Annotated in this window: 27 protein-coding genes; 11 read left to right on the top strand and 16 right to left on the bottom strand. The window is 66.9% G+C overall.

What is annotated here, in order from left to right; all coding sequences use genetic code 11:
- A partial coding sequence (locus tag LXM94_RS11375) for an aldo/keto reductase (RefSeq protein WP_235771405.1) occupies positions 1-292 on the bottom strand: 292 nt, incomplete at its 3' end.
- 136 nt (positions 293-428) lie between these two features.
- On the opposite strand from LXM94_RS11375, the gene LXM94_RS11370 reads away from it, so the two are divergent.
- On the top strand, positions 429-1,022 hold the full coding sequence (locus LXM94_RS11370) for a LysE family translocator (protein WP_235771404.1): 594 nt from the start codon (positions 429-431) through the stop codon (positions 1,020-1,022).
- Here LXM94_RS11370 and LXM94_RS11365 read toward each other — a convergent pair.
- Positions 1,014-1,493 (bottom strand): DUF2269 family protein, encoded by a 480-nt coding sequence (locus LXM94_RS11365; RefSeq protein ID WP_235771403.1) that lies wholly within the window; start codon positions 1,491-1,493, stop codon positions 1,014-1,016. The two genes, LXM94_RS11370 and LXM94_RS11365, sit on opposite strands and share 9 nt — an antisense overlap.
- On the bottom strand, positions 1,493-2,782 hold the full coding sequence (locus tag LXM94_RS11360; RefSeq protein ID WP_235771402.1) for an SDR family oxidoreductase: 1,290 nt from the start codon (positions 2,780-2,782) through the stop codon (positions 1,493-1,495). Before LXM94_RS11360 ends, LXM94_RS11365 begins: the two co-directional genes overlap by 1 nt.
- Before the next feature lie 164 nt (positions 2,783-2,946).
- Here LXM94_RS11360 and nthA point away from each other — a divergent pair, with 164 nt between their 5' ends.
- Genes nthA through LXM94_RS11345 form a run of 3 tightly spaced genes read left to right on the top strand, consistent with a single transcriptional unit; the run spans position 2,947 to position 4,596 of the window.
- Positions 2,947-3,585, top strand: coding sequence for a nitrile hydratase subunit alpha (gene nthA, locus LXM94_RS11355; RefSeq protein ID WP_235771401.1), 639 nt, complete (start codon positions 2,947-2,949; stop codon positions 3,583-3,585).
- Positions 3,582-4,241, top strand: a complete 660-nt coding sequence (nthB, locus tag LXM94_RS11350; protein ID WP_235771400.1) for a nitrile hydratase subunit beta — start codon at positions 3,582-3,584, stop codon at positions 4,239-4,241. Before nthA ends, nthB begins: the two co-directional genes overlap by 4 nt.
- Positions 4,228-4,596 carry a nitrile hydratase accessory protein gene (locus LXM94_RS11345; RefSeq protein ID WP_235771399.1) on the top strand — a complete coding sequence of 123 codons (369 nt, stop codon included), beginning with the start codon at positions 4,228-4,230 and terminating at the stop codon, positions 4,594-4,596. The genes nthB and LXM94_RS11345 overlap by 14 nt, the downstream gene beginning before the upstream one ends.
- Before the next feature lie 3 nt (positions 4,597-4,599).
- Here LXM94_RS11345 and LXM94_RS11340 read toward each other — a convergent pair whose 3' ends face one another.
- The 4 genes from LXM94_RS11340 to LXM94_RS11325 all read right to left on the bottom strand — a co-directional run bounded on the left by LXM94_RS11340 (position 4,600) and on the right by LXM94_RS11325 (position 7,466).
- Entirely contained in the window at positions 4,600-5,388 is a 789-nt protein-coding gene (locus tag LXM94_RS11340; protein ID WP_235771398.1) for an anti-sigma factor family protein, read from the bottom strand.
- Positions 5,385-5,939 (bottom strand): RNA polymerase sigma factor, encoded by a 555-nt coding sequence (locus LXM94_RS11335; RefSeq protein ID WP_235771396.1) that lies wholly within the window; start codon positions 5,937-5,939, stop codon positions 5,385-5,387. The genes LXM94_RS11340 and LXM94_RS11335 overlap by 4 nt, the downstream gene beginning before the upstream one ends.
- Positions 5,923-6,291, bottom strand: coding sequence for a COG4315 family predicted lipoprotein (locus tag LXM94_RS11330; protein ID WP_235771394.1), 369 nt, complete (start codon positions 6,289-6,291; stop codon positions 5,923-5,925). The genes LXM94_RS11335 and LXM94_RS11330 overlap by 17 nt, the downstream gene beginning before the upstream one ends.
- A 107-nt stretch (positions 6,292-6,398) precedes the next feature.
- Positions 6,399-7,466 carry an AbrB family transcriptional regulator gene (locus LXM94_RS11325; protein ID WP_235771392.1) on the bottom strand — a complete coding sequence of 356 codons (1,068 nt, stop codon included), beginning with the start codon at positions 7,464-7,466 and terminating at the stop codon, positions 6,399-6,401.
- A gap of 189 nt (positions 7,467-7,655) precedes the next feature.
- Between LXM94_RS11325 and LXM94_RS11320 the strand changes: the two genes are divergently transcribed.
- Positions 7,656-8,783, top strand: coding sequence for an ATP-dependent DNA helicase (locus tag LXM94_RS11320; RefSeq protein ID WP_235771390.1), 1,128 nt, complete (start codon positions 7,656-7,658; stop codon positions 8,781-8,783).
- A 90-nt stretch (positions 8,784-8,873) separates the two neighbouring features.
- On the opposite strand, the gene LXM94_RS11315 is transcribed toward LXM94_RS11320, so the two are convergent.
- Positions 8,874-9,557, bottom strand: a complete 684-nt coding sequence (locus LXM94_RS11315) for a MerR family transcriptional regulator (protein WP_235771414.1) — start codon at positions 9,555-9,557, stop codon at positions 8,874-8,876.
- 255 nt (positions 9,558-9,812) lie between these two features.
- Positions 9,813-10,898, bottom strand: coding sequence for a hypothetical protein (locus LXM94_RS11310; protein ID WP_235771389.1), 1,086 nt, complete (start codon positions 10,896-10,898; stop codon positions 9,813-9,815).
- 286 nt (positions 10,899-11,184) lie between these two features.
- Here LXM94_RS11310 and LXM94_RS11305 point away from each other — a divergent pair, with 286 nt between their 5' ends.
- Positions 11,185-11,937, top strand: a complete 753-nt coding sequence (locus LXM94_RS11305) for a pyridoxine 5'-phosphate synthase (RefSeq protein ID WP_235771387.1) — start codon at positions 11,185-11,187, stop codon at positions 11,935-11,937.
- 55 nt (positions 11,938-11,992) lie between these two features.
- Here LXM94_RS11305 and LXM94_RS11300 read toward each other — a convergent pair whose 3' ends face one another.
- Entirely contained in the window at positions 11,993-12,880 is an 888-nt protein-coding gene (locus LXM94_RS11300; RefSeq protein WP_235771385.1) for an SDR family oxidoreductase, read from the bottom strand.
- A gap of 146 nt (positions 12,881-13,026) precedes the next feature.
- Between LXM94_RS11300 and LXM94_RS11295 the strand changes: the two genes are divergently transcribed.
- Entirely contained in the window at positions 13,027-13,434 is a 408-nt protein-coding gene (locus LXM94_RS11295) for a winged helix-turn-helix transcriptional regulator (RefSeq protein ID WP_235771384.1), read from the top strand.
- A 7-nt stretch (positions 13,435-13,441) separates the two neighbouring features.
- Positions 13,442-14,692 (top strand): FAD-dependent oxidoreductase, encoded by a 1,251-nt coding sequence (locus LXM94_RS11290; protein WP_235771383.1) that lies wholly within the window; start codon positions 13,442-13,444, stop codon positions 14,690-14,692.
- Here the strand turns inward: LXM94_RS11290 and LXM94_RS11285 are convergent.
- Positions 14,674-15,645, bottom strand: a complete 972-nt coding sequence (locus LXM94_RS11285) for a bifunctional helix-turn-helix transcriptional regulator/GNAT family N-acetyltransferase (protein ID WP_235771382.1) — start codon at positions 15,643-15,645, stop codon at positions 14,674-14,676. The two genes, LXM94_RS11290 and LXM94_RS11285, sit on opposite strands and share 19 nt — an antisense overlap.
- Before the next feature lie 57 nt (positions 15,646-15,702).
- On the bottom strand, positions 15,703-16,416 hold the full coding sequence (locus tag LXM94_RS11280; protein ID WP_235771381.1) for an aspartate/glutamate racemase family protein: 714 nt from the start codon (positions 16,414-16,416) through the stop codon (positions 15,703-15,705).
- A gap of 166 nt (positions 16,417-16,582) precedes the next feature.
- Between LXM94_RS11280 and LXM94_RS11275 the strand changes: the two genes are divergently transcribed.
- Positions 16,583-17,050, top strand: coding sequence for an Lrp/AsnC family transcriptional regulator (locus tag LXM94_RS11275; protein ID WP_235771379.1), 468 nt, complete (start codon positions 16,583-16,585; stop codon positions 17,048-17,050).
- A gap of 85 nt (positions 17,051-17,135) precedes the next feature.
- Positions 17,136-18,404, top strand: a complete 1,269-nt coding sequence (locus LXM94_RS11270; RefSeq protein WP_235771378.1) for an NAD(P)/FAD-dependent oxidoreductase — start codon at positions 17,136-17,138, stop codon at positions 18,402-18,404.
- 102 nt (positions 18,405-18,506) lie between these two features.
- Here the strand turns inward: LXM94_RS11270 and LXM94_RS11265 are convergent, their stop codons facing one another.
- The 4 genes from LXM94_RS11265 to LXM94_RS11250 form a co-directional block, all read right to left on the bottom strand.
- Complete coding sequence (locus LXM94_RS11265; protein ID WP_235771376.1) at positions 18,507-18,716, bottom strand: cold-shock protein; 210 nt, start codon at positions 18,714-18,716, stop codon at positions 18,507-18,509.
- A 199-nt stretch (positions 18,717-18,915) separates the two neighbouring features.
- Complete coding sequence (locus LXM94_RS11260) at positions 18,916-19,293, bottom strand: DUF4087 domain-containing protein (protein ID WP_235771374.1); 378 nt, start codon at positions 19,291-19,293, stop codon at positions 18,916-18,918.
- 16 nt (positions 19,294-19,309) lie between these two features.
- Complete coding sequence (locus tag LXM94_RS11255) at positions 19,310-19,612, bottom strand: hypothetical protein (RefSeq protein ID WP_235771373.1); 303 nt, start codon at positions 19,610-19,612, stop codon at positions 19,310-19,312.
- 134 nt (positions 19,613-19,746) lie between these two features.
- A complete protein-coding gene (locus LXM94_RS11250) occupies positions 19,747-20,127 on the bottom strand; it encodes a BRA0787 family protein (RefSeq protein ID WP_235771371.1) in 381 nt (126 codons plus the stop codon).
- Positions 20,128-20,404: 277 nt separating this feature from the next.
- Here LXM94_RS11250 and LXM94_RS11245 point away from each other — a divergent pair, with 277 nt between their 5' ends.
- Positions 20,405-21,058 (top strand): TetR/AcrR family transcriptional regulator C-terminal domain-containing protein, encoded by a 654-nt coding sequence (locus LXM94_RS11245; RefSeq protein WP_235771369.1) that lies wholly within the window; start codon positions 20,405-20,407, stop codon positions 21,056-21,058.
- Positions 21,059-21,065: the final 7 nt, after the last annotated feature.

Raw genomic sequence — 21,065 nt, 5'->3', positions numbered from 1 at the left:
CGCAGGCCGCGACGGTGCCGGTCCGGCTGGCGTTGGACGGCAGGACCTTGCTGACGATGAAAACCTCGTCGCGCCGCCCGCGGACGGCCTCGCCGACCACGCTCTCGGCGCCGCCGTCGGCATACATTTCGGCCGTGTCGATCAATGTCATGCCGAGGTCGATGCCGGCGCGCAGCGCGTCGGCCTCGTCCGCCATGCGTGCCGGGCTTTCGCCCATGTGCCACGTTCCGAGTCCGAGGGCCGCGACCTGCCGTCCGCCGGGAAACGTTACTGCCGGAAGTTCCGCCTTCATGCCGCACTCCACTCTTTCCGCACCGGTCACGTACCGGACGACACATACTCAAATGTCCTTATGACAAGAATTGGCTGGTTGTTCCAACGCCGTGCGCTATCAGTCGGAAAAATGAACAGGATATGCAGGCCGATCCATGCAGATAGAGATTTTCCTGGCGCTCGTCGTCTTTGCCTTCACCACGTCGATCACACCGGGGCCGAACAACATGATGCTCTTCGCATCGGGCGTGAATTTCGGTTTCGTGAGGACGATCCCGCACATGTGCGGCATCGGCGTCGGATTCCTGACGCTGCTGCTCGGTGTCGGCTTCGGCCTTGGTGCGCTGCTCGAAACGGTGCCGGCGCTCTATACGACGCTGAAGATCGCCGGCGGGCTCTATCTGCTGTGGATCGCCTTCAAGATCGCGACGTCGCGCAGCCTCGATGAGGGCAAGGCCGGCGCGCGACCGATGACCTTCCTTGAGGCGGCGGCGTTCCAGTGGGTCAATCCGAAGGCCTGGATAATGGCGGTCTCCGCCATGGCGACCTATACGGATGCGGCGAACTATGCGGTGAGCGTGCTCATCGTCGGCACCGCCTTCGCGCTCGTCAATTTCCCGAGCGTCTCGACCTGGGCCGGCTTCGGCTCGGCGCTCCGGCAATGGCTCTCCGATCCCGTCCGGCTCCGGTGGTTCAACGTCACCATGGCGCTGCTGCTCGTCGCAAGCCTTTGGCCGATGCTAAAATAGGGCGATGTCCGGCTTCGTCAGCATCAGCCAGAAGATGGCGATGACGGCGAGGAAGGCCGGAAAGCCGCAGGCGAACCAGATGCGATAGAGCCTGTCGAAGGCGGGCGGCAGGGGCTCTCCGGCCGCGCTGGCCTCGCGGGCGAGGTCGCGCAGCCGGATCTGGATCCGGACGACAGGAAGCCAGAACAGGCCGGTCAGCACGTAGAGCGCCAGCGACAGCACGATCCAGCCTTCCGAAAGGCTCCAGCCGACGTCGCGGGCGAGCAGATAGCCGGTGATCGGCTGCAGCACGACGGCGGTCGCGGTGAAGAGGGTATCGGCCACGACCACCGTGTTCGAGACATGGGCGACAAGCCGTGCATCCCGCGTCTTCTCGGCCGCCACCATGAAGAAGGCGATGCCGGCGCCGGTGCCGAAGAGCACGGCGGCGCCGAGCACGTGGAGCAGGCGGAGCAGGCTTTCGGCGTCCATCAGCGTTCGTCCAGGATCGCGAGCCCGACCAGCGCAAGCACGACGGACGGCAGCACCTTGACGAGCGGGCCGAGCGGATCGAGCCAGAGCGACGGCTCGACCAGGGTGGCCGCGGCGAGATAGGCGGCGGCGAGCACGACCATGCCCTGCATCGCGCGGCGGGCGTGTTTTCTGGCGAGCACGGCGGCGCCGAGAAGGATGTCGGCAAGGCAGGTGGCGATGACTGCGGCCGCAGCCCATCCGGGCGGCATCAGCGGCGAGAAATGGGCGTATGCCGGCGCGAAATTCCAGAAGGGCACGAGCCCCGAGGCAAGCCAGAAGACGGACAGGCAGACGACGACCAGCGGCTTCAGCAGGTAGAGGCGCGCGAACCAGAGGTCCTGCACGCCGGCCGGATTGGCGGCGAGCACGGCGCCCGCATCCCGCAGCGTCCGGCCGGGTGCCTCCGCCGACGCAGCGGCTGTCACGCCGCCCTGCATGACGCGCATGGCCGTCGAGCGCAGCGGGGCCCGCCAGCCGAGCCGCCCCGCCATGTCGGCGGCGGCGACGACGGGGATGGCGGCGAAAAGCGGCACAGACCATCGGCGCGCGGGCGCCAGGCCGAGCCAGGACCGGTGCAGGGCGACGAGGTCGGCAAGGGCGACCGGTCGCGGCGCGGCGAGCTCAAGATCGCTGCCGGCGGGGATCGTGCCGGCGACGGCGTCGGAGACGGCGGCGGCCACGTCGTCGAGCCCGACGGTTGCGACCGGGCTTTCGGCGTGAATGAGCGGCGTCACGCAGGGCATGGCGGCGAGCGCCCTGAGCAGCGCCGAACCGCCATGCGCGTTGCGGCCGAGCACGAGGGCGGGGCGGAGGACCACGTGCGGCAGGCCCGATGCCTTCAAGGCCTCGTCCGCGCGGCGCTTGGTGGCGAGGAAGGCAGTGTGCGACCCCGGGCCGTCGGTGCGGGCGGAAACCTGGACGACGAGGGGCGGTTCGACGCGGGACTGGGCGGCGACGTAGAGTGCCTGCATCGCCCGGTCCTGCACCGCCGCAAGGTCGTCGCGCGCCCCGTCCTGCAGCGCGCCGGCGGCGTTCACCACCACGTCGATACCGTCGAGATGTGCCTGCCAGCTGGCCGGCAAAACCAGCGTTGCGAGATCCGCCTCGCGCCAGGTGATGAAGGCCATGCGGCGACGCATGGCGGCGAGGTTGCGCCCCAGTCCCGTCACGGCATGTCCGTCGGCCGAAAGCCTGCGTGCGACCGCCGAGCCGATGAAGCCGGACGCACCGAGAATCAGGATGTTCATGGCGGCAGACTAGCGCAGTTCGCCGGAGGCGGAAGCGGGCCGCGTGCATCCCGGACGCCAAATCCGGCAGGCGCGTCCCGCATCGTCTCCGATGTGCGCAGGAAGCGGTTGGCGCGGCGTGCGGGGAGGCCTATGTAGGGGGAGCATCATTCCGGACGAGTCCCATGCACGACCATCCTCACCCGCACGACGACGGCCATCATCACCACGACAATCATTTCTCGCCCATGGAGGCACGGGTGAAGGCGCTCGAGACGATCCTGACCGGGAAAGGCCTGATCGACCCGGCGGCGATCGACGCGATCGTCGAGACCTACGAGACGAGGATCGGCCCGCGCAACGGCGCGCGGGTGGTTGCCAAGGCCTGGGCCGACCCGGCTTTCGCGGCCTGGCTGAAGGCCGATGCCACCGCGGCGGTCGCGAGCCTCGGCTATGCCGGCCGGCAGGGCGAGCACATGCGCGCCGTCTTCAACACGCCCGAGACCCACAACCTCGTCGTCTGCACGCTCTGCTCCTGTTATCCCTGGTCCGTTCTCGGCCTGCCGCCGGTCTGGTACAAGGCGCCGGCCTACCGGTCGCGCGCCGTCATGGACCCGCGCGGCGTGCTCGCGGAATTCGGCGTCGCGCTGCCGGCGGACAGGAAGATCCGCGTGTGGGATTCGACGGCGGAATTGCGCTATCTCGTCGTGCCGGAGCGGCCGGCCGGGACCGAGGGGCTCGACGAGACGGCGCTCGCCGAACTTGTCACGCGCGATGCGATGATCGGCACGGGGCTCGCGCTTTCGCCGGAGGACAGGCGATGAACGGGCCGCATGACCTCGGCGGCCTGCACGGTCTGGGTCCGGTCGCGCCCGAGCCGGACGAGCCCTATTTCCATGCCAACTGGGAGAAGCGCGCGCTCGGCATCACACTCTCCTGCGGCGCCTTCGGCGCCTGGACGATCGACGAGAGCCGGCATGCACGGGAGAACATCCCGCCCGCCACCTATCTCGCGGCGAGCTACTACGAGATATGGACCCGGGCGCTGGAGACGCTGCTCGTCCGCCACGGCTTCGTCACGCAGGATGAACTCGCCGCCGGACGCAGCCTTGGACCGGGCGCCGTGCCGAAACGCGTGCTGAAGGCGGACATGGTCGCGGGCGTGCTCGCGAAGGGTGGTCCGTGCGACCGGCCTCTGGAGGCCGCGCCGGCCTTTGCCGTCGGCGACCGGGTGCGCACGCGCAACGTCAACCCGCCGGCCCATACGCGGCTGCCGCGTTATGCGCGTGCCAGAACCGGCATCGTCGAGGCGGTGCAGGGCGCCTTCGTCTTTCCGGACGACAACGCCCACGGGCGCGGCGAGAACCCGCAATGGGTCTATACGGTGGTGTTCGACGGTGTGGAGATCTGGGGCGAGGATGCGACGCCGGGCCTCACCGTGTCGATCGACGCCTGGGAGAGTTATCTTGAGCGCCTGTGACAGCCCCTCCGACGTCACCCTGTCGCCCGGCCTGCCGCGCGCGGCCGATGGCGCGCCCGTCTTCGCAGAACCCTGGCAGGCGCAGGCCTTCGCGATGACGGTGCGGCTGCACGAGCAGGGGCTCTTCACCTGGGGCGAATGGGCCGAGGCACTGTCGCGGGAGGTGCATCGGCCGGCACGAGCGGAGGACGGCAGCGACTATTTCGACTGCTGGGTCGCCGCCCTTTCGGCGCTTGTCGCCGAAAAGCGGCTCGCCGGCGCAGAGGAGCAGGCGGCGCTCAGCGAGCGCTGGGCCCGCGCGGCGGAGGCGACGCCGCACGGGTCCCCGATCCGCCTGGAAAATGCCGGCGCCTGACGATCAGCCCTCGAACTGCCGGTAACATTCCTCGGCAATCGCTTCGAGCACGGGACGGGACACCTCGCCGGTCACGGCATAACCGATCGGTCCGTCGATCCAGTAAAAGGTCTCCACCGGTCCGTCGCTCGCATAGCGGAAGCTCGTCTCGCGGTTCCGGCCGTCCCGGCCGAGCATGATCGCGACGCGCTTGCCCTCGGCATTCTGGTAGAGAAACAGGGCGCCCGCCTGCCCGTCGACCGGCACCAGCCGCCCTCCGAGCAGCGAGAAGCCGAGTCCGGCGAGATCCGGAACGGTGAGGTCGTAGTCGAGCCGCTTGCCGAGCCACTGCGCCAGGTGCTGCTTCTCGTTCGCACCCACCTCGACCGGGTGGCGCACCTCGCTCGCATAGATCAGATAGGCCGAGCGGGCCTGCTGCGGAAGGGATGCGACGGTGAGGGAGGCGTTCTCGTCCGGTGCGCGCAGGATGCCGGTGGCGACCGCGCCCGCGACGGCGCCCGCCGCAAAGAGCAGGACCGCGGCAGCCGCCATCGCCCGGCGCGGTCGTTGCCGCGCGTTCGATGCCCTGCCGGCCTCGAGGACGAGGTCCCGATCGCCCGGCCGGGGCGCCGGTTCGGCGGAAAAGGCCGTGCGGATCAGGCCGTTCTGCGTGCGCCAGATCTCGACGAGCGCCGCGTCCTCGGCATGCGTCGGAAGCCAGGCCTCGACACGGGCCGTGGCGGCTGCATCGAGCAGCCCGTCGACATAGGCGTGGAGGTCGTCTTCGGTCACGGACCGACTGTCTTCACTCATGGCGCTCTCCTGAGCGTGACGATGTTGTCCTTCGCGAGCGCTTCGGCAAGTTGCCGGCGGGCGCGGGAGAGGCGTGACATCACGGTGCCGATCGGCACGCCGACGAGATCGGCCGTCTCCTGGTAGCTGTAACCCTCGACGACGACCAGCATCAGCACGGCGCGGGCGTCCGCGCCAAGGGTGTCCAGGGCGTAGCGCAGCCGCCGGACCTCGAGCGGGTCTGCGCCCGCTTCCGTGGCGGCGACCTGTTCGGCCGCCTCGATGTCGACCGTCGTGCGGCCGGCCGCGGCGCGATGGCGGTTGCGGTGCAGGTTGGTCATGATCGAAAAGATCCAGGCGCGCAGATTGACGCCGCGCCACTGGCCGCGATTGACCAGCGCCTTCTCGACGCAATCCTGCAAGAGGTCCTCGCCGTCGGCGCTGGAGCGCGACAGGCTCTGCGCATAGCGGCGCAGCTGCGGCACGAGGCCGAGCAGGGCGCCCTCGAACGAAGCCGGCGAGGAGAAGCCGGCTTCGTCCGTGCGCCGGGATGGCTCAGGGCCTGACGACATCCCACACACCGTTCACGCCGTCGCCCGTCGTATCGCCGCTCTTTGCGTCCTTGATCCAGAAATACAGCGGCATGCCGTCCTTCGCCCACTGCTTTGACCCGTCCTTCCGTTCGATCAGCGAATAGGCTCCGTCCGCGGCGGCATTCGCCTCCGCCATGAAGGGCGGCCAGTTGGCCGCACAGGCGTCGTAGCAGCTGGAAACGCCCGGCTTGTCCTTGCGGAACGTGTAGAGCGTCATGCCGTTTTCCGCCGCGACGACAGCGCCCTTGGCGGTCTCGACGGACTTGACGGGGGCGGCGAGGGCCGGCGCGGCGACGAGCGCGGCGGCGGCAAGCAGAATAAGTCGTTTCATCGGAGGTGCCTTTCGTGGTCCCGGCGTATGCGCATCATGCGGATACGGCGATTGGACACGCCCGGCGGCGAGTTTATTCCATGGCGCGCGAAAATTCCCCGCCGTCGTCACGTCCTGTCGGCAACGAAGCGGGCGACGGCGGGACCGATGAGCGTGATGATCACGAGCCGGCTCGTCTGCAGGGCCATCACGAAGGACAGGTCCACATCGCTGGAGGCGGCGATGACGGCGACGGAATCGAGGCCGCCCGGGCTGGTCGCGAGATAGGCGGTCAGCGGATCGACGCCGAGGAGGACGATCAGAAGCAGGGCAAGCGTGCCGCAAAAGCCGATCAGCACGACGATCGAGGCGAAGGTCGGAAACAGGGCACGGCGGGCATGCAGCAGGATGGAGCGGGTGAAGCCGAGGCCGATCCGCCAGCCGAGCAGGGCGAAGGACAGGGCAAGAAGCCACTGCGGCAGCTCGACGGTCAGGTGGCCGGAAAAATTGAGCGCTGCGCCGAGAACGAAGGGCATGAGGAACGCGCCGGCCGGCACGCGGAGCATCGTGCCGAGGAATCCGCCGCCGATGCCGACGGCAAGCGTCAGCGCCAGGGCGGCCGGTTCGAAGGGCCCGAACCACGGGACGTCCTGCGCCGCGGTCTGCGGTGCGGCGAAGTGGGCGACGACGGTCGCGAGGCTCGCCACCATGACGACGCGGAGATACTGCATGAAGGCGACGAGGCGCACATCGGCGCCATAGGCATCGGCCATCACCAGCATGGTCGATGCGGCGCCGGCGGAGGAGCCCCAGATGGCGGTGGTGCCCGGCAGGATCGCTGTGCGGCCGAGCAGCCAGCCGCAGAGCGTGCTCATCGCGATCACCGAGAGCACGACGGCGAGGAAGAGCGGCCAGTTCGCCGCAAAGGTGCCGACGAGTTCGGGCGAGACCGTTCCGGCGATCATCATCGCGAGCACGATCTGCACGAAGAAGAAGAAGGGCGCCGGCAGGCGGATGCTTCCCCCGCCGACCGCGACGAGGATGCCCGCGAGCATCGGACCGATCAGCAGCGCCGCGGGAAAATCGGCATATTCGAGCGGAACCGCGATCACCAGCGACAGGGCCGCCAGCAAGACCCATTGCAGGACCGGCGGGAACCGCGCGAGGAGCGACCTCTGTTTTTGCTGATCGTCCATCGGCAGATGACTTCCCGGGGCAGACAGACGCAGCGCCTACCGCATTGCAGCGAAATTATCCATGGCCAAAATGAGGGGCAGTGGAGATTGCCGGCCATGGGCGGCACATCGTCCCGACCGCCGTCCCGTCGCCTCGCCGCCCGTCCATTTCAGCTTGCCTCGTCCGCCCGAATCCTGCCAAGTCCGGGCATGGAATTCGCACCGCAACAGGACGAGGCCCTGAAGGCCGTGAGCCGCTGGCTGAAGGAGGGGCGCACGCCGCTCTTCCGCCTCTTCGGCTATGCCGGCACCGGCAAGACGACACTCGCGCGGCATTTCGCCGAGAATGTCGACGGCGAGGTGCTGTTTGCGGCCTTTACCGGCAAGGCGGCACAGGTGCTGCGCTCCAAGGGCGCCTCCAATGCCAGGACGATCCACTCCCTGATCTACCGGCCGCGCGGCGAGGAGGAGGTATCGGACGAGGAGACGGGCAAGACCTCGATCGCGCCGATGTTCTCTATCAACCGCCAGAGCCCGGTGGCGAAGGCGGCCCTCATCGTCGTCGACGAATGTTCGATGGTGGACGAGGCGCTCGGGCGAGACCTCATGAGCTTCGGCACGCCGATCCTCGTGCTCGGCGATCCCGGTCAGCTCCCGCCGGTCTCCGGCGGCGGCTTCTTCACCAACGAGGAGCCGGACTACCTTCTCACGGACATCCACCGCCAGGCGCGTGACAACCCGATCATCCAGCTCGCCATGCATGTGCGCGAGGGCAAGGAGATCATGCACGGCGACTGGGGAACGGCGCAGGTGATCTCGAAGAACGAGGTGACGCAGCCGCTCGTGCTCGACGCCGACCAGGTGCTCGTCGGCACCAACCGGACGCGGCGGCGCTACAACCAGCGCCTCCGGGAGCTGAAGGGATTTCAGACCGAGTATCCGCAGTCCGGCGACAAGCTCGTCTGCCTGCGCAACGACCCGGCCAAGGGCCTGCTCAACGGCTCGCTCTGGCAGGTGATGAGCTCGTCCAAGGAGACGGTGAAGCCCGGCATCAACCTGATGATCCGGCCGGAAGACGACGACATGGACCGCGGCGCGGCCAAGATAAAGCTATTGAAGGCGGCGTTCGAGAATCTCGACGAGGAAATTCCCTGGTCGACGCGCAAGCGCTACGACGAATTCGACTACGGTTATGCCCTGACGGTGCACAAGGCCCAGGGCTCGCAGTGGAACAATGTGGTGCTGTTCGACGAGAGCTGGGCGTTCCGCGACACGCGTGAACGCTGGCTTTACACGGCCATCACGCGCGCCGCGGAGACGCTCACCATCGTGCGCTGATGGGAAGCGCACGATCGCCCGCTTTTCAGGGAGCGGATTTGCAAAATTATTGCCGGTCTGCCGGAGCTCCTGCTCGGAGAGAGACGGGGGTCAGTGGCCGATGATGCCGAGAAGCACGGCCTTTGCCACCGCCTGGAAGCGGTTGTTGCCGTTGAACTTGCGCACGATTTCCCGCTCGATCACCTGCGCCTCGCCCGGATCGAGGTCAAGGGCGCGCGCGATGCGCGTCGTGGGATAGCCTTCCGCCATCAGCGACAGGCAGCGCAGTTCCACGTCCGTCAGGCTGCCCGGCGGTGTGTTGTCGTTCGTCTCGATTTCCGAGGCGGAGCTGAATTCGAGAAGCTCGTTGATCTGCTGCATCTGCCTGCGGATCGTCGACTGCTGTGCCGTCAGTTCGCGCCGGCGGGCGATCATCGCGCCGCGAAAGATCGTGTCGGCCTCTTCCTGGCTTCCGGCGTCTCCGAGCGCATCGAGCAGTTCCTGGATCACCGCAACGGGCATGCCCGTTTCGCGACAGGTGTTGACGACTGCCATCTGCTGGATTTCCTGCGGGCCGTAGACCCGCATCGGACCGACCCTGGCGGCCGTCAGCAGGCCCTTTTCCTCGTAGAAATGCAGTGTGCGGTGCGTGACGCCGAAGGCATTCGCCATGTCGGCGATCGCCAGCCGTCCGTCCGGCAGGTTTTCCGGCAGCGGCGCCTGCGGCAGAAAGCGTATCGCCTTGCCGCCCTGCGTTCGCGAGAAACTCGAAATCTTCTTGGTTCCGCCTGCCATCATGCAAACAGCCCCGCAATCAGAATGCCCATCGCCACCATATCCCCCGTGTGCCTCGACCCTGACGCAACCTCGCTGCCCGTCTTGGCCGGCATCGAGGTTACGGTCGGTTGCGAAAGCCCCGATCGCACGCCACACCTTTGCTCGGGACAAGATAAAGAGTAATTCGGCTGCGATTCGTTTTATACCCCTATATCTAGGGATGTATTTCCGGAGGTTCTCGTCGATGGGAATTGGGTGTGGCCGAGGTGGCGATCACCGGAGCTGATTGCGGCCGTTCATGCCGAACGGCACGAGCGCGCCGGCGAGTTCTGCCCCCTCGGAACACCGATCCTCCGCATCTGCAGGTCTCTGCGGTTTTCCCTTGCGCGCCGCCTGCCGGACGAGGCATTTCATTCGTTCGCTTGCGGTTCCCGCCTGTGCGGCATGGCGGTAGATGCGGCCGTTTGCGGCAAGCGTGCGTGCCGCGAAGGCGACCGCCTCGTAGACGACGTCCGGTTCGTCGGAAAGCTCTTCGCGCCGGAAATATTCCGCATGCACGGTCTCGCCGCTCTCGTCGTGCACCAGCCGGGCATAAACGGCAAGGTTGTCGCGCCGGCTCTCGACGCGGATCGAATAGTCGCGCGCTCCCGAAATGGAGGAGTCCCTCTCGGGCCGCAGGCTGATCGTATCGTAGTAGAGCGCCGCCCTGCCGATCGCCGAGGCGAGCGCCAGGCATTCGACGGTGCCCGGCCAGCACCTCTGGATCGTCAGGCGCGGCAGCGCATCGCGCTCGGCCGCCACGCCGCGAGTGCTGGCGATGACCAGCTTGGCGTTGGCGATGCCGATGGTCGCGGCGTCCGGATAGGCGTCCGGAACGAGAAAGAGCAGCGGCAGCAGCGTTGCAAGCGCCAGAGGCGATGACACCGGGGCCGGCAGCCATGAGGCGCGCCCGGCGTGGTGCTTGTCCAGTGCCGGTCCGCCGGCAGCCCGGTGCTTGGGCGCGGCGTCGGCGTGCCTGGACATGTGGTACTCCGGCACATAGCTCCCGCGCGGAACATAGATTCGAACCGGATCGGACCGCCCCTCGGTTTCGTAATACTGGTCGAGCAGCTTGCGCAGTTTGCCGGCCTGCACGCGCACGAGCGGGTCGCTTCCGGCGTCGAAGGCGGCGGTCCGGGCGAAGACGTCTATGCCGATCGTATAACCCTTGAGCTGGTGGCCAAGCCCTGTCTGTTCTTTTTCAACCACATAGGCAAGGAAGGAGCGCAGGCGTTCCGATCGACAGAACGTCTCGCTCGCAAGGACGCGCGCCAGGCTGGCCCGGACGGCCTCGGCATCGGGTCGACCCAACGCTGTCATGCTGCGGCTGTACCCTGCGGATTCATCGTCACTGCCGCTCCATGGCCCGCTCGTCGCGGCTCACTGCCGCCGTGACGGAAAAATCATACAAAACAGGTTACCGGTGATTCCCGCTCCCCCGCAACCCCGCGATAGGCAGCAGGTGTTAAAATTCCTTCTCGGAAGGAAGGAGGCGCCGAGGGAGGCGCCACCGTTGCAAGGCCGTCCGAAATCGACGGGCCGCAACGATTGCTCTCGCGGAAACAAAGCGCTAGTGGTCGGGCATCGCAACCGGAAAGCTTCGCCCATGCCCGCCAGTCTCTCGGTCAATCTCAACGCGATCGCCATGCTGCGCAACAGGCGCGACCTGCCCTGGCCGAGCGTTACCGGCCTCGGTCGAGTAGCACTCGGCGCGGGCGCGGGCGGGCTCACCGTGCATCCTCGACCCGACCAGCGCCACGTGCGCTTCAGCGACCTCGAGCCGATCCGCGTGCTGATCGATGAGGAATTCCCCACGGCGGAGTTCAACATCGAGGGATATCCGGACGAGGGCTTTCTGCGCCTCGTCGAGGAAGCCCGCCCCGAACAGGTGACGCTGGTGCCGGACGATCCGGCGCAGGCGACGTCCGATCATGGCTGGGATTTCCGAAGGAACCACAATCTGCTCGGGACGATCGTCGGGCGCCTCAAGAACAGGGGGATTCGGGTCTCGCTGTTCGCCGACGGGGCTCCGGACCGCGAGGCGCTTTCGATCGCACGGGACGTCGGTGCCGATCGCATCGAGCTCTATACCGGTCCTTACGGCGGCTGTTACGACGATCCGCAGCGGGCCTTGGCGATCGTCGAGGAACTGGGCCGGACGGCGGACATGGCCGAGGACCTGGGGCTTGCCGTGAATGCGGGTCACGACCTCACCGTCGCAAACCTGCCGGCACTCGCGCGGCGCATCCCGCGTCTCGCCGAAGTGTCCATCGGCCATGGCCTGACGGCCGATGCGCTGGAATACGGCATGGCGGAAACGGTGCGCCGCTTCCGCCGCGCCTGCGGCCAGGACGTCTGAGCGGGCCGGGAGGCAAATGGCGGCGCCCCGACGGCCGCCGCCATTTGCCTTTGCGTCAGGCGCCGAGCGCCGCCTTGTTTTCCGAAAGGAAGCTCGCGAGATCCTGCGGCTTGCGGCCGGAGAGTGTCTCCACGTCCGATGTCACCAGATCGAACTTGCCGGCGCGCGTGTTGGCGTCGAAGGAAACGAGTGCCGGGATGAGGAACGCCGGCAGGCCGGCGGCCTTCAGGCCTTCCGCAAGCTGCTCGTCCGTGATGTGGACGACCGCAAGCGGCTTGCCGGTAATTTTAGAAGCCATGGCGGCGATTTCGTCCGTCGTGTGTTTCGCAGGACCCGTCAGCGTGTAGGTGTGGCTTTCGCTTCCCGCGTCGAGCAGCGCCGCGGCTACCGCGGCTGCGATGTCGGCGCGACGGACATGGGCGTTCGGGCCCGCGCCGGCCGAGGAGTACCACGTGCCGGTTTCGAGCGCATGCGGCAGGGCAAGGAAGAGGTTTTCCGCATACCAGGCATTGCGCAGGATCGTGTAGGGGATGCCGCTCGCCTTGATGGCCTCCTCCGTGCCGAGATGGTCGCCGGCGAAGGTGACGAGCGAATCGTCCGGTTGCGGCATGGAGGTGTAGAGGATGTGCTTGACGCCGGCCCGCTGCGCCGCGGCGACCGCGGCCTTGTGCTGCGCAAGGCGCTTGCCGGGCTCGCCGAGTGCATCGGTCGAGATGATCAGCACCTTGCCGGCGCCGGCAAACGCGGCCTCCAGCGATGCGTCGTCGTCGAAGTCCGCCGTGCGGACCGCGACACCCTTGTCGGCATAGGCGGCGAGCTTGGAAACGTCGCGGGTCGCCGCGACGACGGAGGAGGGGGCGACCTTGCCCGAGGCGAGCAGTTCGTCGAGCACGAGTCGGCCGAGCTGGCCCGAGGCACCGGTGACGAGAAGGGTGTCCGACATGGTTTCTTCCTTTTTTGAAGGGCCCGGGTTATCCGGTGCCATCTGCCAAGTTGGTCTCTTTTTGAGAGTTGCTCTTATCCGGTAATCTGCTAGAGCCTGTAAAGGAGGCAGTTTTTCCTGCCGTGGTTACCTGGAGGGAACCGGTCATGAACAAGGTCGCGGGCAAGGCGCAGGGCGAGCGCGTGATGGTGATCGACGGACGGGTGCTCTCGATGAGCGACTGTCCGGTGCGCGACGTGCTCGACAAGATCAGCGGCAAGTGGAGTTCGTTGATGGTCTTCGCGCTCGCGGATGGACCGAGGCGTTTCTCCGAGCTGCGGCGGTTGATTCCGGATATTTCCCAGCGCATGCTGACGCAGACGCTGCGCGACCTGCAGCGCGACGGCTACCTGACGCGCACCGTCTATCCGACCCAGCCGCCGAGCGTCGAATACCGGCTGACCGATCTCGGCCGCTCGTTCCTCACCGTGCTGCATCCTTTCGTGCACTGGTCGGCGGAAAACCATGCGGCGATCCGCGCGGCGCGCGCCGCCTACGACGAGGAACAGGGCTGAAGGCGGCATGCGGGGGCTTCATATCGGTATCGCCGGCGCCGGCCCTGCCGGCCTTGCCGCAGCACTTTTCCTCAGCCGCGCGGGGCACGCGGTCGAGATTGTCGAGCGCTTCGACAGGCCGTCGCCGGTCGGCTCCGGCCTGATGATGCAGCCGACGGGCCTGACCGTGCTCGATGCGCTGGGCCTTGCCGACCGCATCCACCGGCTGGGCAACCGCATCGACCGGCTTTGCGGCAGGGATGCCGTGAGCGGGCGCACGGTGCTCGACGTTCGCTACGACGCCCTGCCGGGCGGGCGCTATGGTCTCGCGGTCCATCGGGCCGCCCTCTTCGCCACGCTGCACGAGGCTGTTGCCGCAGAGGGGATCGCCATCCGGACAGGCATCACGGTGGCCAAGGCGGAGACGCGGGCGAACCGCACCGTGCTGCACGACCCGGACGGCGAGATCGTCGGCGACTACGATCTGGTCGTCGACGCCAGCGGCGCGCGCTCGCCGCTCGCGGCGGCATCGATCGTCGCGCCGCATGTGAAGGAACTCGCCTGGGGTGCGCTTTGGGCGACGCTCGACTGCGAGACCGTGCCGCACGAACGCAGCGCGCTGACTCAGCGGTATGACGCGGCGAAAGTGATGGTCGGCATCCTGCCCGTGGGACGGGCGGGCGAAGGGGAGGGCGACAAGGCCGCCTTCTTCTGGAGCCTGAAGGTGGCGGAGGCGGATGCACTTCGCCGGGCCGGCCTCGAGCGCTGGAAAGATCGTGTGCGCGACTGCTGGCCGGAGACCGCGCCCTTCCTCGACCAGATCCGCGACTGGGGCCAGCTGACGCTCGCGCGCTATGCCCATCGAACGACGCTGCCGCCCTATGCCGACGGCATCGCTTTCATCGGCGACAGCGCCCATTCCACGAGCCCGCAATTGGGGCAGGGGGCGAACATGGCGCTGCTTGACGCTGCCGCGCTCGCCCATGCGCTGGCCGGCCAGGCGACGATCGACGCCGCGCTCACCGCCTATGCCGCGGCCAGGCAGCGGCACGTGCGGCTCTTCCAGCTGCTGTCCTACGTCTTCACGCCCTTCTACCAGTCCGACTCGCGGGCGATCGCGTGGCTGCGCGACCGGCTGGTGGCGACGATCGCCCGGGTGCCGCCCGCGCCGCAGATCCTGGCATCGATCGTCTCGGGAACGCTCGTCGACCCGTTCGAAGCCGCGGGTCTGCGGGAATGCCGCTGGGCCGAGCGGGGGCTTCAGCCGGCCGAGGCGTGAGGGGGCCTCTCCACCCGAAGGTCGAGCGCCCAGGTCTGGCCGACGAGGTCCTTGCCGAAGCTGTGGTGCGGTTCCTCGTTTTCCAGCCGGAAACCGGCCGCCTCGTAGATGCGGCGTGCGGCGACGAGGATGTCGTTCGTCCAGAGTTCCAGCCGCTCGTAGCCCGCCTCGCGCGCAAAGCGGATGCAGGCGTCGACGAGCCGTGTCCCCAGCCCCTGGCCGCGCGCCGCATTCTCCACATGCAGGAGCCGAAGCTTTGCGGTTCTGTCGTCCTTGCGGACGAGGAAAACGCTGCCGACAAGCCGTCCGTCGATCTCGGCGATCCAGCAGTGTTCGCGCGCGGGATCGAACTGGCGGAGAAACGTCGCGCAGATTTCGGCAACGAGTGCCTCGTAGTCCGCGTTCCAGCCATAGGCCTCGGCATAAGCTTTCGCCTGGCTGGCGACGACCTCACCCATGTCGCCGATGCGATGCGGGCGGATCGTGGTGGGAGGGGAGACGATGCGGCCGGACAGCGCAGTCTCGATCGTGCGCATCGCCGCCGTCAGATCCCGTTGCGCGCCGTCGCCGAGCGGGGCGAGCAGTGTGCCGATGCTTTCACGCGAACGCTGGGCAAGTTCGGCGGCGACCGCGCGACCCCGCAGCGTCAAAGAGAGGATGCGGCCGCGGCCGTCGGCCGGATCGCGCCAGGCTTCGACAAGGCCGGCGTCGGAAAAACCCTTGAGCATGCGGCTGAGATAGGCCGGGTCAAGCGACAGCTCCTCCGTGAGCCGCGACGCGGAGGTCGTTCCCTGCGCCGCGAGTTCGTAGATCACGCGCGCTTCCGTCAGCGTATAGGGCGTATCGAGATAGGCGCGGTCAAGCACGCCGATGCGGTTCGTATAGAAGCGGTTGAAGGCGCGGACGGCCTCGATGGTGTCCGCGCCGATTTCGGCAAAGGCGGGTGCGATCATGGTGTTCTCCTGCAGACACCATGATCGGAATTTATTTGACGGAGTCAACTATATTGTTCAGGCCGCCTTGATGGCATGATCTGCGCCAAGGGCGAAGTCGACGGCGGCGCGGGCATGAATGGCGGTCGAATCGAAGCCCGGCAGCGGCAGGTCCGCCGGGTCGAGGATCAGACAGATTTCGGTGCAGCCGAGGATGATGCTGTCGGCGCCCGCGGCCTTCGCCCGCTCGATCAGCGCGATGAGCCGCTCACGCGACGCGGCGACGATCCTGCCCTGGCAGAGTTCGTTGAAGATCACATCATGCACGAGGGCGCGCCCGTCCGCGTCCGGCACCATCACATCGATGCCGAGCGCCGCCATGCGGTCGGCATAGAAGCCGTGCTCCATCGTGTAGCGCGTGGCGAGCAGCAGCGGCCGATGCTTGCCGGCTGCCTTCAGCGCCGCGGCGGTTTCGTCGATGATGTGGATGAGGTGCGCGCCGGTCGAGCCCTGCACCGCGTCGGCGACCAGATGCATCGTGTTGGTGCAGATGAGCACGCAGCCCGCGCCGGCCGTCTCCAGACCGGCCGCGACCGCGCCGAGCCGGCGTGCCGCCGCCGCCCAGTCGCCGGCCTTCTGCAGGCGCACGATCTCCTCGAAGTTGACGGAGTGGAGCAGAAGCTCCGCCGAATGCAGGCCGCCGAGGCGCTGGCGCACCATCTCGTTGATCATCCTATAATAGACCGCCGTGCTTTCGAAGCTCATGCCGCCGATGAGGCCGATCGTCTTCATGTTCTGTCCTCGCCAAATTGACTGATGCCAGATGCTAGACCGGGCGGCGCGCCAAAGGCTCCCGAATATCGCTGCAATTCGCTATAGTTTTGCAAATATTTTGCGCCGTACTGTTTATTTGCGCGATTGAAGTGCGCATTATGAGGTGAATGCGGAGATTTGCGCCATGACTCTCGACGAACGCGACCGGAAGCTGCTGGACCTGCTGCAGCGGGATGCCGCGACCTCGGTTGCCGATCTTGCGGAAAAGGTCTCCCTGTCGCTCTCGGCCTGCGCCCGGCGCATCCAGCGGCTGGAGGAGCACGGCTATATCGCCCGGCGGGTCGCGCTCCTCGACCCGGAGCGGATGGGCGTGCCGACCACGGTCTTCGCCCTCGTGAAGACGGCCCATCACAGCGACGACTGGATCGAGCTTTTCCGCAAGACGATCGGCGACATCGCCGAGATCGTCGAGGCGCACCGGCTGACCGGAAACCACGACTATATCCTGAAGATCGTGCTGCCGCGGGTCGAGCACTACGACGTGATCTACAAGCAGATCGTGCGCAAGGTGGAACTCTTCGATGTTTCGGCTTCCATTTCCATGGAAGTGCTGAAAAGCGGGTCGGCCGTGCCGGTCGGCTATGCAGAATAGACGCATCAGCCTTTCGAACCGGTGCCTTGAATGCGGCGGGGCAGCCTTTATCTGCGGAAAAGGAAGCGGCAGATCGGAGAGTGCAATGGCTGAGCCCCATCACCTTGTCGTCGTCGGCGGCGGATTCGGCGGGCTGCAGCTCGTCAAGGATCTCGAAGGGGCGCCGGTCAGGATCACCCTTGTCGACCGCAGGAACCACCATCTCTTCCAGCCGCTTCTCTACCAGGTGGCGACCACGATCCTCGCGACATCGGAGATCGCCTGGCCGATCCGCCGGCTTTTTCGCGATCGGGCGGATGTGACGACCCTGCTCTCGGAAGTGACGGGGGTCGATCCGGCTGCGAAGACCGTCCTGCTGTCCGGCGGCGGCGCCGTGTCCTACGACACGCTCGTGCTTGCTACGGGTGCGACACATGCCTATTTCGGCCATGACGAATGGGAGGCGGTCGCGCCCGGCCTCAAGACGCTCGAGGACGCGACGACGATCCGCCGCCGCATGCTGACGGCCTTCGAACGGGCGGAACTGGAAGAGGATGCGGCGCGCCGCGAGGCGCTGCTGACCTTCGTGATCGTCGGCGCCGGACCGACCGGGGTCGAGCTTGCCGGCATCATCGCCGAGATCGCCCACCAGATCCTTCCCGGCGAGTTTCGGCGGATCGATACCCGCAAGGCGAGGGTTGTGCTGATCGAGGCCGGCTCCCGTATCCTCGCCGGCTTCTCGGAAGATCTCTCCGCCTATGCCGAGCGCGCGCTGAAGGCGCTTGGCGTCGAGGTGCTGACCGAGACCCGCGTCACGGACTGCGACCGCGAGGGCGTGACGATCGGCGAGGGTGCGATCGCGAGCCGGACCATCGTCTGGGCGGCGGGCGTTCAGGCGTCGCCCGCCGCGCAATGGCTCGGCATCCCGGCCGACCGGGCCGGGCGGGCGATCGTCCAGGCGGATCTGACGGCGCCGGGGCTGCCGGATGTCTTCGTGATCGGTGATACGGCGTCCGTCGCCCAGGAGAACGGCAAGCTTGTACCGGGCGTCGCCCCCGCGGCCAAGCAGCAGGGCGCCTTCGTGGCCCGTGTCATCCGCGCGCGGCTTGAGGGCGGCGAGGCGCCCGCCGGTTTCCGCTATCGCAACCAGGGCAATCTTGCGACGATCGGGCGGCGGTCGGCGATCGTCGACTTCGGACGGATCCGGCTGAAGGGAACGCTTGCCTGGTGGATATGGGGCCTTGCCCATATCTATTTCCTGATCGGCACGCGCAGCCGGTTCGCGGTCGCCTGGAGTTGGCTCTGGACCTATCTCAGCGGCCAGCACAGCGCCCGGCTGATCACCCAGGGCGAGGCGCAGAACCCGCCGCGATAGGCGCCGTGCGGGCAAAGAAAAAGGCCGGACGAAACCGCCGGCCTTCCTTCATTTCCTGCCGCTGCCACTTCATCCGTGGTCAACAGCCTGGAAACGTCGCGATCAGGATGCGCTGAGCTGGTCAGCGGACATCTTGCCGGACTTGCGGTCACGGACGAGTTCGAAGCTCACCTTCTGACCGTCATTGAGGCCGGCGAGGCCAGCGCGCTGAACGGCGGAGATGTGCACGAATACATCGGGCTCGCCATTGTCGGGAGCGATGAAGCCATAACCCTTGGTGGTGTTGAACCACTTGACGGTACCAGTTGCCATGACGAAAAACCTTTCCTTCTGTCGGCATATAATCATTGACCAGCGCAATAGGCCGCGATGATCAGTCTTGGTCGAATTTGAAGGAGTAGATCGTCAAACTGCACCCCAGGAGGCGCGAAAGCACAAGTCACGTTCAAATCTCGATGCGAAGTCAAATAGGCGTTTCGCTTTCTAAGGTCAAGGAGTCGGTCGAGAAAACTCACTCCGGCGTCAGCAAGGAAGCGTCGTTCCGGCAGCGCGCGATGGCGATCTGTTCGACGGAATGGATCGCCAGGATCCGGTTTTCCGCCGCGTCGGTGTCGACGCGCATGCAAGCGCAGGCATAACCGTAGTTGCCGTTGGTCCGGACATAGTCGCCGGCCGAGAGATCCGGCAGGTGTTCGATGCCGGCGGGTTCCTCGGCGCCGCCCTGTGTCAGCAGCGTCCAGGAGGCGTCGCGATCCGTCAGCCAGTAATTGCCGGGTGTCGGGTTCTGCAGCCAGCCGCAGCGCATCTCGGATGCATTCGCGGGGCCGGCGAGGAACAGGGCGATCGCGGCCGAAGCAGCGGCCGGCAGCAGTGCTACACTTCTCGTCATGGTTGCTTCCCTGCCGTCAGTCGGCGATCTTCTTGCAATGGAATCCGTCGCCGCTCGCTTCCGAGAACCAGTCCATCCCGGTTTCCGTGACGTTGGAGAGGCTGATGCGGTAGTCGTCCTTGAAGGACAGCGTGTGCGTGCCGTTTTCCTCGGTGCTCCTGAGGATCGGCATCGGCCCTTCGCCGGCATCGTAGGTGTCGGCCGTGAAAACGAAGGTGGCGACCTCGCAGTCCCAGGTGCCGACATAGGGGATTTCATCCCTGGCATGGGTCGGGGCCGCGACCAGAAGGGCGGCGGTGAAAAACAGGGGCCGGATCATGAAATCTCCCAAGCGAATTTCGGCGGCTGCCGACCGGCGACCGCCTGCCTGAGACGGATCAGGTTCCTGCCTTATTCTCCTTCTTCGCCCGTCCCGCCCGGTGGTCCGGCGGGACGCGTGCTTTTGCAATGAGATCAATGCCGGCTGCGGTCCGGGCGGCGGTGCGCGATGAAGGCGGCTGCACCTGCCTTTCCATGGAGCCGTCGCTTGCGGATCAGCACACCCATGATGCGCGAGGCGGTCGAAAACGACATCCGGTCGAACGGGTCCTCGCCCTGCCAGGAGCGTTTCATGCTGTCGAGCACGATGCCGATCATCGCATGGGGCACGATGTCGGTGCACCGGCGCATTTCCTGAAACACGATGCTGATCGGCAGCGGCCGGTCGTCGAACGCGACCGTCGGTTCCGGGGCGCCGTTTTCCCAGTCGTCGAACGCTTCCAGCGCGTCGCGGAACAGGTGTTGCAGAGCAATCGGGGCATGTCCTTCGTGAAGGGCAGGCAGGAAATTCATCATTTTCCGTCTCCTGTCAAAGGGCTGTGCGGGCTCTCCTGGCGGGGGTCGTAAAACAGCAGGCTCGGCGGACTTGTCCGCGAATCGACGGGACGCCGAATCAATCGGCACTCTCCGGACGCATTTCCTCTGCGTCGCCGGCAGGCCCATGATCGGCCCAATGTCCCCGGCGGTCAAGCAACCGGTGCCGTTCTCCCGTCGCCCGCTTGACGATGCTCAGGCAAACGCCTATACGACAGAACCGTACCGTACGGTACGCAAATTGGGAGATGGTTCGAGGGTGCTGGCCGAGATCCGGGGCATTGCTGAAAACGACCTGACCGAGCGGCAAAGCGCCGTGCTCGATTGCGCGCTGGCGCTGCTGGTCGAGGGCGGCGAGCGTGCGCTGACGACGGCCGGCGTCGCGCGGGCGGCGAACTGCTCGAAGGAGAGCCTCTACAAGTGGTTCGGCGACCGCGACGGACTGCTGTCCGCGATGATCGGCCACCAGGCCGGCAAGGTGCGCACCGTCGGCGTCGATGCATCGGCGCTCGGTGCGGGAAGCTTCCGGGCGCACCTGGTGACCTTCGCGCGCGACCTGCTCGACGTGCTCTCCGGCGAGGTGTCGCTGGCGCTGAACCGGCTGGCGATCGGGCAGGCGAGCCGCGAAGGCTCGAAGCTTGGCCGCATGCTGCAGGAGCGCGGCCGCCGGCAGATCGGCCGGCGCGCGGCGTCGCTGCTCGAGGCCGGGCGCGCCGCTGGGCTGATTGCCTTCGCCGATGCGGAGGAGGCCTATGGAATGCTCTACGGGCTGATCGTCTCCGACCTGCATCTGAGGATGCTGCTCGGCGAGGATCCGGCGCCGCTGAAGACGGAATTCGCCGGCCGGGCGGAAAGGGCGGTGACCGCCTTTCTCGCGCTTGCCGGCGTGGATAACGTGAGGGCAGGGGCGTAGAACGCCT

Source organism: Rhizobium alarense (assembly GCF_021555155.1).
Taxonomy (GTDB): domain Bacteria; phylum Pseudomonadota; class Alphaproteobacteria; order Rhizobiales; family Rhizobiaceae; genus Rhizobium_D; species Rhizobium_D alarense.
This window is presented reverse-complemented; position numbering and strand designations above follow the sequence as displayed.

Coding starts and splice junctions, on each gene's coding strand:
- LXM94_RS11370 (WP_235771404.1), top strand. CDS start 429: ATGCAGATAGAGATTTTCCTGGCGCTCGTCGTCTTTGCCTTCACCACG.
- LXM94_RS11365 (WP_235771403.1), bottom strand. CDS start 1,493: ATGGACGCCGAAAGCCTGCTCCGCCTGCTCCACGTGCTCGGCGCCGCC.
- LXM94_RS11360 (WP_235771402.1), bottom strand. CDS start 2,782: ATGAACATCCTGATTCTCGGTGCGTCCGGCTTCATCGGCTCGGCGGTC.
- nthA (WP_235771401.1), top strand. CDS start 2,947: ATGCACGACCATCCTCACCCGCACGACGACGGCCATCATCACCACGAC.
- nthB (WP_235771400.1), top strand. CDS start 3,582: ATGAACGGGCCGCATGACCTCGGCGGCCTGCACGGTCTGGGTCCGGTC.
- LXM94_RS11340 (WP_235771398.1), bottom strand. CDS start 5,388: ATGAGTGAAGACAGTCGGTCCGTGACCGAAGACGACCTCCACGCCTAT.
- LXM94_RS11335 (WP_235771396.1), bottom strand. CDS start 5,939: ATGTCGTCAGGCCCTGAGCCATCCCGGCGCACGGACGAAGCCGGCTTC.
- LXM94_RS11330 (WP_235771394.1), bottom strand. CDS start 6,291: ATGAAACGACTTATTCTGCTTGCCGCCGCCGCGCTCGTCGCCGCGCCG.
- LXM94_RS11325 (WP_235771392.1), bottom strand. CDS start 7,466: ATGGACGATCAGCAAAAACAGAGGTCGCTCCTCGCGCGGTTCCCGCCG.
- LXM94_RS11320 (WP_235771390.1), top strand. CDS start 7,656: ATGGAATTCGCACCGCAACAGGACGAGGCCCTGAAGGCCGTGAGCCGC.
- LXM94_RS11315 (WP_235771414.1), bottom strand. CDS start 9,557: ATGGCAGGCGGAACCAAGAAGATTTCGAGTTTCTCGCGAACGCAGGGC.
- LXM94_RS11310 (WP_235771389.1), bottom strand. CDS start 10,898: ATGACAGCGTTGGGTCGACCCGATGCCGAGGCCGTCCGGGCCAGCCTG.
- LXM94_RS11305 (WP_235771387.1), top strand. CDS start 11,185: ATGCCCGCCAGTCTCTCGGTCAATCTCAACGCGATCGCCATGCTGCGC.
- LXM94_RS11300 (WP_235771385.1), bottom strand. CDS start 12,880: ATGTCGGACACCCTTCTCGTCACCGGTGCCTCGGGCCAGCTCGGCCGA.
- LXM94_RS11295 (WP_235771384.1), top strand. CDS start 13,027: ATGAACAAGGTCGCGGGCAAGGCGCAGGGCGAGCGCGTGATGGTGATC.
- LXM94_RS11290 (WP_235771383.1), top strand. CDS start 13,442: ATGCGGGGGCTTCATATCGGTATCGCCGGCGCCGGCCCTGCCGGCCTT.
- LXM94_RS11285 (WP_235771382.1), bottom strand. CDS start 15,645: ATGATCGCACCCGCCTTTGCCGAAATCGGCGCGGACACCATCGAGGCC.
- LXM94_RS11280 (WP_235771381.1), bottom strand. CDS start 16,416: ATGAAGACGATCGGCCTCATCGGCGGCATGAGCTTCGAAAGCACGGCG.
- LXM94_RS11275 (WP_235771379.1), top strand. CDS start 16,583: ATGACTCTCGACGAACGCGACCGGAAGCTGCTGGACCTGCTGCAGCGG.
- LXM94_RS11270 (WP_235771378.1), top strand. CDS start 17,136: ATGGCTGAGCCCCATCACCTTGTCGTCGTCGGCGGCGGATTCGGCGGG.
- LXM94_RS11265 (WP_235771376.1), bottom strand. CDS start 18,716: ATGGCAACTGGTACCGTCAAGTGGTTCAACACCACCAAGGGTTATGGC.
- LXM94_RS11260 (WP_235771374.1), bottom strand. CDS start 19,293: ATGACGAGAAGTGTAGCACTGCTGCCGGCCGCTGCTTCGGCCGCGATC.
- LXM94_RS11255 (WP_235771373.1), bottom strand. CDS start 19,612: ATGATCCGGCCCCTGTTTTTCACCGCCGCCCTTCTGGTCGCGGCCCCG.
- LXM94_RS11250 (WP_235771371.1), bottom strand. CDS start 20,127: ATGATGAATTTCCTGCCTGCCCTTCACGAAGGACATGCCCCGATTGCT.